The organism is Mycobacterium sp. (assembly GCF_032162605.1).
In the GTDB taxonomy this organism is placed as follows: domain Bacteria; phylum Actinomycetota; class Actinomycetes; order Mycobacteriales; family Mycobacteriaceae; genus Mycobacterium.
In genome coordinates this window covers 1-13,804 of sequence record NZ_JAVROT010000326.1, presented here as the reverse complement: position 1 = coordinate 13,804, position 13,804 = coordinate 1, and the positions used below count along the sequence as shown (strand labels likewise).

Here is a 13,804-nt window from a genome sequence, read left to right as displayed (position 1 = left end):
GGCCTGCAGGCTCCGCCGCCGATCTGTTGGCCCTCGATTCGGCGGTCGACGAGGTGCGGCAGCGCTTCGGGAATGCTTCGGTGATGCGGGGCGTCCTGCTCGGCCGTGATCCAGGACTGGAGATGCCGACCATGCCGGGCTAGGCCGGGCGTCAGACCTTCGTCCACTCCAAGAGCTTCTCCACCGGCCAGGTGTTCACGATCCGCTCGGTGGGAACGCCATTGTCGAGCGCGCGCTGCGCGCCGTAGCCGAGGAAGTCCAACTGTCCCGGCGCGTGAGCGTCGGTGTCGATGGAGAAGTCACACCCGATCTCCAGCGCCATCTTCAGCAGACGCGTCGGCGGATCACGCCGCTCGGGCCGCGAGTTGATCTCCACTGCGGTGCCGTGATCGCGGCACGCGGTGAACACCTTCTCGGCGTCGAACTTGGACTCCGCCCGGGTACCCCTGCCGCCTTCGACGAGCCGGCCGGTGCAGTGGCCGAGCACGTCGGCCCGCCCGCCGGAGACCGCCTGCACCATGCGACGCGTCATGGCCGCGGAGTCCATCGCGAGTTTGGAGTGCACGCTGGCGACCACGATGTCGAGGCGCTCGAGTAGCTCGTCCTCCTGATCGAGGCTTCCGTCGTCGAGGATGTCGACCTCGATACCGGTCAGAATTCGCATGGGGGCGAACGTCTCTCGCAGTTCGTCGATGAGGTCGAGCTGCTCGCGGAGTCGTTCCGGTGAAAGTCCATGGGCGACCGTCAGCCGCGGCGAATGGTCGGTGAGCGCACAGTACTCGTGGCCGAGCGACTTCGCCGTGGCCATCATCTCCGAGATCGTCGCCGACCCATCCGACCAGTTGGAATGCAAGTGCAGATCGCCCTTCAGCGCAGACCGGATCTCTCCTCCCCCGAGATCCTTTGCAGTGGAACGCAGTTCAACCAACGTCTCGGGTTCGCGGCCAGCCCACGCCTGAGCGAGCACCTTCGCAGTCTTGGGGCCGACGCCGGGCAGCGACTGCCAGGAGTTGGCCTTTCCGTGCGTCTCGCGCTGCGCGTCGTCGAGCCGCTCGACGGTGTCTGCGGCATTGCGGTAGGCCATCACCCGGCGCGAGTCCTCGCGGGCGCGGTCCTTGTAGTACGCGATCTCACGCAGCGCGGCCACTGGGTCCATACGATCCAGTGTGCCCTCTAGCGGGCCTGTGGACTACACCCCGGGGATGCCCCTCAGCGTTCCACCGCTGTCGGTACGAGGCACAGACTCCCCATCCGAATGGGGTCCGATCGGCGCGCAGGATTACGAACTCCCACGACGCAGCGGCCCCGCCGCCCAGGAACTGGGCGATCTGCCGCCAACCTCCACCGACCTGAAGACCGAGAGCACGGGACCCGCGTGCGACTTCAACATGCGGAACTTCCTCGGAACCGACGGTTCGGTGTTCGTCTTCGAGGTCACCAACCGAAGTGCAGGCACGCTGGCGAAGGCGCGCGACCGCAACACGTGCGAGGCATTGTGGACCCTGCCTGCTCAGGTCGACTCACTCGCGCGCATCTGTCGGATCAACGCCACCCTGGTCCAGCTATCCAACGACGGAACCGAACTGATGTCCCTAGTCCCGCCGAGCTAGCCGCCAACCCGGGTCGCGACCGCTGAGTGCCAGTGACCGTTCGAACGCCGTTGCATCAGAACCGATTTCGACGGCGGGCCCGAACAGTCCTTCGACGGGACCCGCCGCCGTGAAGCTCGCCATGTGCGCTAGCAGTGCGTCGGCCACCTCGTCGTCGACTTCGTAGTCCTGTCCGGTGACCACGGCGACGTCCCAGCCGTGGATCACCACCTCGGTCAACGCGACCATCGCGCATACCTCGCTCGGCAGGTCGACGCCGCCGACGCGGGTCATGCCCTCCCACGCGCTGGGGTCGCGCCACGCCTCGGCGAGCCCGGCCAGGTTGTCCGGGTACTGCTCCCGCCAGCCGTCGTCCAGGCGGTAGCCACCGTCCTTCGGTGGCGAGTCGGTGAGTTCACCGAGGTCCTTTCGCGCGGCCGCGGCGAACGCCCCGCCGAGCCCGCCCACGTGGGCGACCAGCTCACGCAGCGAAAGCTTCTCGCACGGGGTACGCGCGTCTAGTTGGTCGTCCTTCACAGCAGCCAGGACGGCAGTCGTACTCACAGAGGCCGAAGTCATGTCGATCATGCCCATACCGACATCGCCCGGACCCAAAACTCATCGCGCGTCGATAAGCACCTGTGCGAAGAGCAGAAGGCAACGTCCAGCTTGCGGGTCTAGGCTTGGTCGAGTGCGATTCGCCTTCAAGACCTCACCGCAGAACACCACCTGGTCCGAGATGTTGCCGATCTGGCAGACCGCCGACGACATCGACGTCTTCGAGTCCGGCTGGACGTTCGACCACTTCTATCCGATCTTCTCCGACTCGTCCGGCCCGTGCCTCGAGGGCTGGATCACCCTGACCGCCCTGGCCCAGGCCACTAAGCGGCTGCGCGTCGGCGTGCTCGTCACCGGCATCCACTACCGCCACCCCGCCGTGCTGGCCAACATGGCCGCGGCACTGGACGTCATCTCCAACGGTCGCCTCGAGCTCGGCATCGGCGCCGGCTGGAACGAGGAGGAGTCCGGCGCCTACGGCATCGAACTCGGCGGCATCAAGGAGCGCTTCGACCGCTTCGAGGAGGCCTGCGAGGTCCTGACCAGCCTGCTCACCAAGGAGTCCACGACCTTCGACGGCAAGTACTACCAGCTGAAGGATGCGCGCAACGAGCCCAAGGGACCGCAGCAGCCGCACCCGCCGATCTGCATCGGCGGCAGCGGTGAGAAGCGCACCCTGCCCATCACAGCGAAGTACGCCGACCACTGGAACTTCGTCGGCGGAACGCCCGAGGAGTTCGCTCACAAGCGCGACGTGCTCGCTGCCCGCTGCGCGGACATCGGCCGCGACCCGAAGGAGATCACCCTCTCGGCTCACGTTCGGCTCGGCGAGGATCGCGACTACGCCAAGGTCGTCGGCGAAGCCGGAGCGCTGGGCGAGGAGGGCTTGGATCTCGCGATCATCTACCTGCCGCCGCCGTACGACCCGGCAGTGCTGGAACCCTTGGCCGAGGCGATTCGCGACTCCGGGCTGCTCAGCACGCCCTGATCACGTGTCTCCCACGTCGACGACGTGAACACGAACGCCGTACTCCGCGATCCGCTCCAGCTGTTTGACGTCGGCGGTCGAGTCGGTCACCAGGTGATCTAGCTGGTCCAGCGCGGCCATCTTCGCGAGCGTGACCTTGCCGATCTTGGAGCCGTCGACGGCGACGACGACGCGTTGGGCGTTGGCGGCCATGGCAATTGCGGTACGCGCCTCAGCTTCGTCGTAGGTCGTCGCACCGACCTCGGCGGACATGCCGTCGGCACCGAGTATCGCGGTGCCCACCGTGATCACCTGAAAGGCATGCTCGGACATCGGGCCAACGGCCTCAAGGGAATTGGCCCTCACCAGTCCGCCGGTCATGATGACCTTCATGTGAGCATCGACGGCACAGTCGGCCGCGATCGTGAGCGAGTTCGTCACGATCGTCATGTTGGGCCTGCCCTTCAGCGATCGGGCGACCTCGCCGGTGGTCACACCCCCCGTCAGCGCGACGGCCTGCGGGCCCGCCGGTATCAGCGCCGCGGCGTGCCGGGCGATTCGCCGTTTGATGGCGATCATCCGGTGGTCGCGCAGGCGCACCGGGATCTCGCTGCCACTGGGGTCGAGCGCCCGGGCACCGCCATGGGTCCGCACCAGCAGGCCCTGCTCTTCCAGGTCGGTCAGATCGCGGCGCAGCGTCGCGGACGAGACGCTCAGTTCCGCGCACAGCACCCGGGACGCGACCTCTCCCCGGTCACGCAACAGTGAGAGCACCTCGCGCATGCGATCGGTGCGCTTGATCGACAACGCTCTTGACTCCTTGAGACGATGGTGAACACGATCAGTTTTCCTGATCGTTTAGCCGCTTCCCATTGCGCGCTTTGAGCGATCTTCCCATGATCGATCCATGCAACCGACAGCCCCTCCGATTCGGCGGTTGACGTCGTGACCCTTGCCGCCACCGGAGACCTCGTCACGTCGGCAACCTCGGCGGGCACCGCCGTCCTCGCGTTCAACGTCATCACCATCGAGCACGTCGAGGGTGTGGCCGACGGCGTGGAGCGAGCGGGGACCACCGCGCTGATCCAGATCAGCGAGAACACGGTCGGTTTCCACGGTGGCCGCATCGCCCCACTGCTGTCGGCCTGCGCGCAGATCGCGGAGCGTTCCTCGGCTCCGCTGGCCATCCACCTCGATCACTTTCAGGACGTGGCCCTGATCGCCGAGGCGATCGCAACGGCCGCCGGGTTCGGAGCCACCTCGATCATGGTCGACGCCGCACACCTGTCGTATCGGGACAACGTCGAACGGACGCGCATCCTCACTCAGGACGCCCATGGGGCCGGCCTGTGGGTCGAAGCCGAGTTGGGCGAGATCGGCGGCAAGCTGAACGCGCACGCGTTGGGCGCCCGCACCGATCCGGATGAGGCGGCGGACTTCACCGAGGCGACCGGGGTGGACGCCCTGGCCGTGGCGGTGGGCAGCTCACACGCCATGACCGCCCGCGACGCCCAACTCGACATCGACCTGATCGCCCACCTGGCCGCCCACGTCCCGGTACCGCTGGTGCTGCACGGCTCGTCGGGCGTTCCCGACGATCAGCTTCGACGGGCCGTCGCCGCAGGGATCCGCAAGGTCAACGTCGGAACCGCACTCAACGTCGCCTACACCGGCGCGATCCGAGAAGCGCTGTCCGCCAACCCTTCCGCAACGGATCCGCGGAGGTACGTGACTGCCGGACGCCAGGCCATCGGCGACACCGTCGCGGACCTGTGTCGCGCCCTCGCGGCCGGGGTGGGTGCGGCGCGATGAGCCAGACCGTTCCCCCCGCGCTGCGGGTCAACCCCCTGACCGAGACGATCGCCCGCCACAAGGGCGGTGAGCCCGTCGGTGTCTACTCGGTGTGCTCGGCGCATCCCACCGTGGTGCAGGCAGCCATCGCCCAGGCCGCCGCCGACGGCAGCTACGTGCTGATCGAAGCCACCTCCAACCAGGTCGACCAGTTCGGCGGCTACACCGGTCTGCGGCCAGCAGACTTCCGCGCCCTGGTCCTCGGCATCGCCGACGCTGCCGGATTCCCTCGCGGGCGCATCGTCCTCGGTGGTGACCACCTCGGTCCCAATCGCTGGCAACTACAACCGGCGAGTGCGGCGATGGCCAACGCGGAGGTGTTGATCTCCGCCTACGTCGAAGCCGGATACTCCAAGATCCACCTGGACTGCAGCATGTCCTGCGCCGACGATCCGGCCGCGCTCAGCGACGAGGTCGTGGCAGACCGCAGCGCCCGGCTGCTGCGGGTCGCCGAAGAAACAGCGCACCGCCTCGACATCGACCGGCCGGTCTACGTCATCGGCACCGAGGTGCCCGTTCCCGGCGGTGCCCACGAGACGCTGGAGCACCTGACTCCTACGTCGGCAGACCGGGCTCGGCGCACCATCGCCGCGCACCGGGCCGCCTTCGCCGAAGTCGGGCTGGATCACGTGTGGCCGCGGGTCGTGGCGCTGGTCGTGCAGCCCGGGGTGGAGTTCGATCACCTCAGCGTCATCGACTACGACCACGGCGCCACCGCAGAACTACGTCACGTCCTCGACACCGAAGGCAACCTGGTCTTCGAGGCGCACTCGACCGACTATCAACGACCGGCGCAGTTGCGGGAGCTCGTGGAAGACCACTGGGCCATCCTGAAGGTCGGTCCCGCACTGACGTTCGCGATGCGGGAAGCGCTGTTCGCACTCTCCAGGATCGAGTCGGAGCTCGTCGCAAGGCCGTCCCGGTCGAACCTGATCGAGGTCGTCGAGCGTCGGATGCTGGCTGATCCCAAGCACTGGGAGGGCTACTACGCGGCCGGGGGCGAGCGCAGCGACAGGGGGAGCAATAGTCCCATCGCCCAGCGCACCGCCCGGCGGTACAGCTACAGCGACCGGCTCCGCTACTACTGGGCCGACGCCGAGATCGAGGCGGCGCGGGCGACACTGCTGGCCAACCTGGACCGGACCGGCATACCGTTGCCGCTGATCAGCCAGTTCCTGCCAGGCCAGTACGACCGGATCCGCGCCGGTCGCCTCGAATTCACCCCGCAGGCCCTGGTCGTCGACCGGGTCCGCGACGCCCTGCGCCCCTATGCCCGGGCATGCAGCACTACTGGAGAGGTCGATGATTAACACCCCCATACCCACCCAAGAAGACGGCGGCGCAACCATTCTCGAGATCGGGCAGCAGCCCGACGCCTGGCGAGAGGTCGCCGAGAACCTCGACGAGCACGCCGCAGGCTTCCTGCGGGAGGCGACCAGTCGGCCCGACCTGCGGGTCATCCTGACCGGTGCCGGCAGCTCGGCATTCGCAGGCGTGATCGCTGCGCCCGCGCTACGGCGACACCTCGACCGCCGCGTCGAGGCGATCGCCACCACGAGCATCGTCGCCAGCCCGCTGGACCACCTGGAGCGGCACACTCCGACGCTGCTCGTCTCGTTCGGCCGATCGGGCAACAGCCCCGAAAGCCTGGCGACCACCGCACTCGCCGACGAACTCGTCGACGACGTCTGGCATCTCGTCCTGACCTGTGACCGCGACGGCGAGCTCGGCCGGGCACACAGCGGTCGGGCGAACTCGCTGGTCGTCTTCATGCCGCAGCGCACCAACGACGTCGGTTTCGCGATGACCTCCAGCCTGACGTCGATGTTGTTGTCGTGCTTGCTCTTGCTGGGACCTGCCGAGCCGGGCGACGTCGAGGCACTGGCCCGCGCCGCCCAATACGTCGTCGAGCGTCAGTCCGACATCCGGGCGCTTGCGCAATCGAAGAAACAACGGTTCGTGTACCTGGGCAGCGGTCCGTTGGTGGGGCTGGCCCGTGAATCGGCGCTCAAACTGCTGGAGCTGACCGCCGGTGAAGTCGTGACCTACTTCGACTCGCCCCTCGGTTTCCGGCACGGACCCAAGTCGGTGCTCGACACGGACACGCTTGCGGTGATCTACGTCTCGGGAGATCCCTACACCCGCCGCTACGACCTCGACATGATTGCTGAGATCCGCGCGCAACTCGGCCCGGACAGCGTCGCAGTGATCAGCACCGAGCCGATTCCCGATGCTCTCGGGCAGGCGGTCGTGCTGCCGGGTCTCGTGGGTCTCGACGACTCGTCGGTCGCACTGGCCTACCTGGTGTTCGCACAGTATCTCGCGCTGTTCACATCGCTGGAATACGGCAAGACGCCGGACAATCCGTTCCCGTCCGGCGAAGTGAGCCGGGTCGTGCAAGGGGTGACCATCTACCCGATGGTGGTGGCAGACGATGAGTAGATACCTGGGAGTCGACGGCGGAGGTTCCAAGACGGCGTTCGCGCTGATCGATGCCGACGGCCGCGTCCTCGCGCGTGCCACTGCCCCGAGCTCGTACTACTTCGCCGAGGGCTTCGGCGTCGTCGAACGCGCTCTGACCCAAGGCATCACCGACATCTGTACGCAGGCCGGGATCGAACCATCCGACATCGACTCGGCCTTCTTCGGGCTACCCGGCTACGGTGAGGCCAGCGGCGACGTCGAGCAGCTCGACGCCGTCCCGGGGCGAGTCCTCGGACACGACCGCTACAGCTGCGACAACGACATGGTCTGCGGATGGGCGGGGTCGCTCGCCGGCGAAGACGGCATCAACGTCATCAGCGGCACGGGGTCGATGACCTACGGCGAGCGGCTGGGCACGGGGCACCGGGTCGGCGGCTGGGGTGAGTTGTTCGGCGACGAGGGTTCGGCGTATTGGATTGCCACGCAAGGCTTGAACGCGTTCAGCCGGATGAGCGACGGCAGGCTGGCCCGCGCACCGCTCTACGACCTGATCAGGGAGCGCCTGCAGATCTCCAGCGACCTGGACGCGGTGGGGCTCGTCATCGAGCAGTGGGGCGGGAACCGCGGCTCCATCGCTGCCCTGGCGACCACGGTCTGCGAAGCCGCCCGCCACGAGGACCAGGCATCGACGGGTATCTTGACCGCCGCAGCCGAGGAGCTGGCAACGCTGGTCGAGACCACCCGCGTGCTGGTCGGCTTCACCGACCCCGAGCTCGTGCCGGTCTCGTATTCCGGCGGAATGTTCTCCGACGAAGGGTATCTCGCGTTGTTCCGCAACGCCCTCGGGCGACTGCCCGCCAAGTACGACCTGCGACTCCCGCTGCTCGACCCCGCGGTGGGCGCCGCGCTGTACGCCGCCAAGCACAGCGGTCATCCGCTGTCCCCCAATTCGATTCGATGAGGTGAAGGCACCATGACCGATGCACCGACCGCCACCAACACCCGCAGCTGGATCTTCTACGCCGCGCTGCTCATCCTGTTCTGGGGTGTGTGGGGGGCGTTCTCCGCCCTGCCCGCGACGAAGTACGGCTACCCCGACGAGATGATCTACAGCATCTGGGCGCTGACGATGATCATTCCTGCGGCGTTCGCCCTTCGTGGCCAACGCTTCGACCGGCGGCCCCAGGCGACGGTGTACGGCCTGCTGATCGGGCTGACGGGCGCTGGCGGCCAGCTCGTGCTGTTTCAGGCGCTGACCATGGGGCCGGCCTATCTCATCTTCCCGATCGTGTCCCTCTCGCCGGCGATCACGGTCGTGATGGCCATGGTCTTACTGCGCGAACGCATCTCGAGACTGGCGGTCGTCGGGCTCGTTGCGGCGCTCGCCGCGATCGTGTTGTTCAGCGTCACCAGTGCCGATTCCGACGGTTCGTCGGGGCCGTGGCTGCCGCTGGCGATCCTGATCTGTATCGCCTGGGGCGTACAGGCGTACTTCATGCGCAAGACCGCGACGATCGGCGTCAACGAGGCCACCACCTTCGGCTGGATGGCGATCAGCGCGCTGATTCTCATCCCAGTGGCCCTGTTTTCCCTCGGCGACATTCCCATTGACTTCCCCTGGCAGGCACCGGCATTGACGGCGGGGACCCAGCTGCTCAACGCCGTCGGCGCGCTGTTCCTGGTGATGGCGTTCAGCCGGGGCAAGGCCACCATCGTGGCGCCCACCACCAATGCGCTGGCACCCGCGCTCACCATCGTCGTGTCCCTCATCGCCTACCAGACGCTGCCCACCCCCTACGGCGCGGCAGGCATCGTGCTGGCACTCGTGGGCTCGACGCTGATGGTCTACAGCGACGAGAAGCGCGGCGAAGCGCCGAGCGCGGCGTTGCTGGAATCATCCAGGGACCGGGCATGAAGCCGACGATCGTCATCATCGGCGCGGGCAGCGTCGAGTTCACCCGCGAGCTGCTTGGCGACATCTTCTCGTTCCCGGAGCTCGGGTCGGTCCGGGTCGTCCTGCACGACATCGACGTCGAACGCCTCGAGACCGCGGAGGCGATCGCACGTGCCACGGCCCGTGCAGCCGGCGTCCAACCCGACGTCGTCGCGTCGCTGGACCGCCGCCGCGCACTCGAGGGTGCCGACTACGTCATCAACGTGATCCAGGTGGGCATGCACAACGCCACGGTGCGCGACTTCGAGATCCCGGCGTCCTACGGGCTGAACCAGACCATCGGCGACACGATCGGAGTCGGCGGCATCTTCCGCGGGTTGCGCACGTTCCCGGTGCTGGCCGCGATCGCCCGCGACATGCTGGAAGTGTGCCCCGACGCCTGGCTGCTCAACTACACCAACCCGATGGCCATGAACGTGACGTTCCTGCACCACGTCGCGCCTCGCTTGAAGGTGCTCGGGTTGTGCCATTCCGTGTACTGGACGATGGTCGGACTGTGCGAGCTGATCGACGTGCCGTTCGACGAGGTGTCGTACTGGTCTGCGGGGGTCAACCATCAGGCGTGGGTGCTGCGGTGGGAGCGCGGCGGGCAGGATCTGTATCCACTCCTGGATCAGCGCATCGCCTCCGACCCGGAGCTACGCCGACGGGTGCGGGTCGACATGTATAGACGGCTCGGCTACTACCCCACCGAGACGAGCGAACACTCCAGCGAGTACGTCCCGTGGTATCTACGTCACGCGAGTGAAGTCGATCGTCTGCGTATCAACGTCGGTGAGTATGTGTCGATCAGCGAGGCGAACCTCGCCGAATATGCCCGGGTCCGTGGGGAATTGGCTGCCTCCCAGTCGCTCGAGATCGACAGGGGTTCGACGGAGTACGCGCCACAGGTGATCCACTCCCTGGAGACCGGAACGGTGCGGGTGATCTCGGCCAACATGGCCAACGACGGGTTGATCACCAACCTGCCCTCTGGTCTGGCCGTGGAGGTCCCGACCGTGCTCGACGCGTTGGGCGCACACCCGATGAAGGTGGGCGAGCTGCCGCCCCAGTGCGCCGCGCTCAACCGCAACTTCCTCGGCCCGGTCGAGCTCGCCGTTCGCGCGGCCGTCGACGGTGATGCGCGCCTGGTGCGGGCGGCGGCCATGGTCGACCCCAATACGGCGGCCACCTTGACCGTCGACCAGATCTGGAAGCTGTGCGACGAACTGACCGCCGCGCACGGCGACCTGTTGCCCGAAGCTCTTCGCACAACGTCCACGAAGGAGTACCAACTGTGATTCGCTCAGTGATTCACCAACGACTCGCAATCACATTGGTTGCGGTACTCGCTCTCGTTCTGGCCGCCTGCGGAGGAGGAGGTGACTCGTCGTCGTCGGGCCCCACCAAGATCGCCGTGTGGCACGGCTATCAGGACACCGAGGGCACCGTGTTCAAGTCTCTGATCGATCAGTACAACAGGGAGCATCCCGACGTCCAGGTAAGCGAGCTGTACTCCAGCAACGACCTGGTGCTGCAGAAGGTGCTGACCGCGGTGCGCGGCGACAGCGCGCCCGACGTCGCGTACATGTTCGGGTCGTGGTCGCCGAACATCGCGCAGATACCGAAGCTCGTCGACATGACTTCGGCGGTGTCGCAGCCGGACTGGAAGTGGGACGACTTCTATCCCGCCGAGCGGGCCGCGGCGACGGTCCGGGACAAGACGGTCGGGGTGCCTGCGCTGGTTGACAACCTCGCGATCGTCTACAACAAGAAACTCTTCGCCGACGCCGGGATCGAGCCGCCGACCGCGAACTGGACGTGGGACGACTTCCGCGCCGCGGCAGCCAAACTCACCGATCCCGCCAAGGGACAGTACGGCTGGCTGATCCCCGCCGACGGCAGCGAGGACACCGTCTGGCACTACCTTCCCATGCTGTGGGAGGCCGGTGGCGACATCCTGTCGCCGGACAACGAGCACGCGACGTTCAACTCCGAGGCGGGTGTCAAGGCACTGACCACGCTGCAGCAGATGGCCGTCACCGATAAGTCGGTGTACCTGGACACCACCAATGAGAACGGCCCCAAGCTGATGAACAGCGGCAAGGTGGCGATGCTCGTCACCGGACCGTGGGATCTGAGCTCGCTGTCCGACATCGAATACGGCGTGCAGGTGATGCCCACCTTCGCCGGCTCGAGCGGTGACCATCAGACCATCTCCGGACCGGACAACTGGGTGGTGTTCGACAACGGCGACAAGCGCAAACAGGCGGCCGTCGACTTCGTCAAGTGGCTCACCGCTCCCCAGCAGGTCAAGACCTTCTCCCTGGGCACCGGCGACCTGCCGACGCGCACCTCGGTGGGTCAGGACCAGGCGGTAGTCACCAAGATGGACGAGCAGCTGCCCGGCGTCGGCGTCTTCGTGCAGAACCTGTCCAACGTGAAGAAGGCCAGGCCGACGGTCGAGCAGTACCCCGCCATCTCGGAGGCGCTCGGTCAGGCGATCGTGTCCGTCATGCTCGGCAAGGACCAGCCCGCAGACGCGCTGAACTCCGCAGCTCAGGCCGCCGACGCAGCACTCGCCGGTAAGTAACGTGCCTTCCGCGCCTTCCGTGCCTTCGCTGCTGGGCCGAATCGCCCGGTCGGAGAACGCAAGCGGCTGGGCACTGGCGAGTCCGGCGGTGGTGCTGATCGGGATCTTCGGTCTGCTCCCGGTCCTGATGTCGCTGCAACTGTCGTTCCAGCACTCCGACCTGCTAACCCCGGAGACCCCCTGGGTCGGGCTCGACAACTACCGTAAGCTGGCCGAGGACCCGGTCTTCGTGGAGTCGATCAAGCACACCATCGTCTACACGGTGCTGTTCGTCCCAGGGACCATGCTTGTCGGGCTGTTCGTCGCCGCGGCGATGAACCGCTCGCTGCGCTTCATCTGCGTGTACCGGACCGCTGCATACGTCACGATGGCGGTCTCCACGATCTCGCAGGGCATCATCTTTTTGTGGCTGACCGACCGGGACTACGGACTGGTCAACGCCGCGCTCAACGCGATCGGGGTGTCATCGCAACCGTTCCTGGCCTCACCTTCGCAGGCCCTGTTCGTGATAGTCGCGATGACGATCTGGGGCTGGACCGGGTTCTCGGTCATCGTGTATCTGGCTGCCCTGCAGGGGGTCCCCGCCGAGCTGCACGAGGCGGCGGCGATTGATGGCGCGAGTCCGTTCACCCGTTTTCGCACCATCACCGTGCCCCTTCTCGGGCCTGCGAACCTGTTCCTCCTGGTGTGGCTGACGATCAACGCGCTACAGCTCTTCGACGAGGTCTACGCGACCACGCGCGGCGGCCCGCTGCGTGCGACCACTGTCATCGTCTACTACCTGTGGGACCGCGCCTTCGTGCACTTCGACGCCGGGTACGCCGCCGCGATGGCCTACGCGCTCTTCGTCGTGATTCTGGTCATCACCGCCGTCCAGTTCCGCATCGCTCGTAGATACGTGCACTACTCGTGAGCGCCGATACGGTGACTCCACCGGTACCCGCGAAACCCGTTGCAGGCGAGGGTTCGACGCCACCGCCACGACACAGGCGCCGGCTGCGGCTGCCCTTCAGCCCGTGGCATCTCGTCCTCGTCCCGTTGTCCTTCCTGCTGATCGTCCCGCTGCTGTGGATGTTGGTCACCTCGTTGGAGACCGAGGGTGAAGCCAACCGCTTCCCGCCGGTCCTCTTCCCAGCCCATCCGAGGTTCGAGAACTACTCCGAGGCGTGGAACGCAGCACCGTTTGCGCAGTTCTTCCTCAACAGCGCGCTCGTCACGTTGGTCGTGCTGGTCAGCAATCTGATCGTCTGCAGCCTGGCGGGTTATGCCTTCGCCAGGATCCGATTCCTCGGTCGCGGAGCGCTTTTCGTCGTATTGATGGCGACGTTGATGGTGCCTTTCCAGGTCACCATGATTCCGGTGTTCCTGATCGTGAAGTGGTTCGGCGACAACGTCGCCGAAGTGCTCGGCATCGACCACATCGGCGCGCTGATGCTGCCCAACCTCGCGACGGCCTTCGGCATCTTCTTCCTGCGCCAGTTCTTCATGACCGTGCCCGTGGAGCTCGAGGAGGCCGCGCGCGTCGACGGGACCTCACGTCTGGGCGTGCTGTTCAAGATGGTGCTGCCGTTGTCGTTGCCCGCGCTGTCGACGCTGGCCGCTCTGACCGTCCTCACGTCGTGGAACGACTTCCTGTGGCCCCTGATCGTGATCACCTCACAGGACCAGATGACGGTTCCGTTGGGGCTGAGCTACTTTCAGGGTGCCCATCGGGTGAAGTGGCCGCTACTGATGGCGGCCAACGTGATGAGCCTGCTGCCGATGCTGCTGGTGTTCATCGGCGCGCAGAGATATTTCGTCCAATCGGTGGCCAGTACCGGCATCAAGGGCTGAGAGGCAAGACGTTGGCAGAAGTCGAGTTCCGCGATGTCACGCGGCGTTACGCGGGC

The 13,804-nt window shown here is 66.5% G+C and carries 14 protein-coding genes and 1 pseudogene; 12 read left to right on the top strand and 3 right to left on the bottom strand.

From position 1 onward, the window contains the following. Positions 1 to 143: pseudogene (locus QOI01_RS18745) on the top strand (DNA polymerase IV); the annotation flags it as partial. A gap of 8 nt (positions 144 to 151) precedes the next feature. Here the strand turns inward: QOI01_RS18745 and QOI01_RS18740 are convergent. Then, positions 152 to 1,156 (bottom strand): PHP domain-containing protein, encoded by a 1,005-nt coding sequence (locus tag QOI01_RS18740; protein WP_526383542.1) that lies wholly within the window; start codon positions 1,154 to 1,156, stop codon positions 152 to 154. 46 nt (positions 1,157 to 1,202) lie between these two features. Between QOI01_RS18740 and QOI01_RS18735 the strand changes: the two genes are divergently transcribed. Further along, the gene (locus QOI01_RS18735) at positions 1,203 to 1,610 is read left to right on the top strand and encodes a 9-bladed beta-propeller domain-containing protein (protein ID WP_526383540.1); all 408 of its coding nucleotides are present in this window, start codon (positions 1,203 to 1,205) and stop codon (positions 1,608 to 1,610) included. On the opposite strand, the gene QOI01_RS18730 is transcribed toward QOI01_RS18735, so the two are convergent. Continuing rightward, entirely contained in the window at positions 1,593 to 2,168 is a 576-nt protein-coding gene (locus tag QOI01_RS18730; protein ID WP_526383538.1) for a TIGR03086 family metal-binding protein, read from the bottom strand. The genes QOI01_RS18735 and QOI01_RS18730 overlap by 18 nt on opposite strands. A gap of 112 nt (positions 2,169 to 2,280) precedes the next feature. Between QOI01_RS18730 and QOI01_RS18725 the strand changes: the two genes are divergently transcribed. Continuing rightward, the gene (locus QOI01_RS18725) at positions 2,281 to 3,135 is read left to right on the top strand and encodes an LLM class F420-dependent oxidoreductase (RefSeq protein WP_526383536.1); all 855 of its coding nucleotides are present in this window, start codon (positions 2,281 to 2,283) and stop codon (positions 3,133 to 3,135) included. Here the strand turns inward: QOI01_RS18725 and QOI01_RS18720 are convergent, their stop codons facing one another. Further along, positions 3,136 to 3,921 (bottom strand): DeoR/GlpR family DNA-binding transcription regulator, encoded by a 786-nt coding sequence (locus tag QOI01_RS18720; RefSeq protein WP_526383534.1) that lies wholly within the window; start codon positions 3,919 to 3,921, stop codon positions 3,136 to 3,138. 138 nt (positions 3,922 to 4,059) lie between these two features. Here QOI01_RS18720 and QOI01_RS18715 point away from each other — a divergent pair, with 138 nt between their 5' ends. The 9 genes from QOI01_RS18715 to QOI01_RS18675 are packed head-to-tail and all read left to right on the top strand — an operon-like array spanning position 4,060 to position 13,748. Further along, a complete protein-coding gene (locus tag QOI01_RS18715) occupies positions 4,060 to 4,926 on the top strand; it encodes a class II fructose-bisphosphate aldolase (protein WP_526383532.1) in 867 nt (288 codons plus the stop codon). Continuing rightward, entirely contained in the window at positions 4,923 to 6,275 is a 1,353-nt protein-coding gene (locus tag QOI01_RS18710) for a D-tagatose-bisphosphate aldolase, class II, non-catalytic subunit (protein ID WP_526383530.1), read from the top strand. Before QOI01_RS18715 ends, QOI01_RS18710 begins: the two co-directional genes overlap by 4 nt. Continuing rightward, positions 6,268 to 7,407 (top strand): SIS domain-containing protein, encoded by a 1,140-nt coding sequence (locus QOI01_RS18705; protein WP_526383528.1) that lies wholly within the window; start codon positions 6,268 to 6,270, stop codon positions 7,405 to 7,407. The genes QOI01_RS18710 and QOI01_RS18705 overlap by 8 nt, the downstream gene beginning before the upstream one ends. Further along, the gene (locus QOI01_RS18700; RefSeq protein WP_526383526.1) at positions 7,400 to 8,350 is read left to right on the top strand and encodes an N-acetylglucosamine kinase; all 951 of its coding nucleotides are present in this window, start codon (positions 7,400 to 7,402) and stop codon (positions 8,348 to 8,350) included. Before QOI01_RS18705 ends, QOI01_RS18700 begins: the two co-directional genes overlap by 8 nt. 12 nt (positions 8,351 to 8,362) lie before the next feature. Beyond that, on the top strand, positions 8,363 to 9,304 hold the full coding sequence (locus QOI01_RS18695; RefSeq protein WP_526383524.1) for an EamA family transporter: 942 nt from the start codon (positions 8,363 to 8,365) through the stop codon (positions 9,302 to 9,304). Beyond that, entirely contained in the window at positions 9,301 to 10,623 is a 1,323-nt protein-coding gene (locus QOI01_RS18690; protein WP_526383522.1) for an alpha-glucosidase/alpha-galactosidase, read from the top strand. Before QOI01_RS18695 ends, QOI01_RS18690 begins: the two co-directional genes overlap by 4 nt. Beyond that, on the top strand, positions 10,620 to 11,915 hold the full coding sequence (locus QOI01_RS18685) for an ABC transporter substrate-binding protein (protein WP_526383520.1): 1,296 nt from the start codon (positions 10,620 to 10,622) through the stop codon (positions 11,913 to 11,915). The genes QOI01_RS18690 and QOI01_RS18685 overlap by 4 nt, the downstream gene beginning before the upstream one ends. Positions 11,916 to 11,934: 19 nt before the next feature. Then, the gene (locus QOI01_RS18680; RefSeq protein ID WP_526383518.1) at positions 11,935 to 12,828 is read left to right on the top strand and encodes a carbohydrate ABC transporter permease; all 894 of its coding nucleotides are present in this window, start codon (positions 11,935 to 11,937) and stop codon (positions 12,826 to 12,828) included. Next, a complete protein-coding gene (locus tag QOI01_RS18675) occupies positions 12,825 to 13,748 on the top strand; it encodes a carbohydrate ABC transporter permease (protein WP_526383516.1) in 924 nt (307 codons plus the stop codon). Before QOI01_RS18680 ends, QOI01_RS18675 begins: the two co-directional genes overlap by 4 nt. The last annotated feature ends 56 nt before the right edge of the window (positions 13,749 to 13,804 follow it).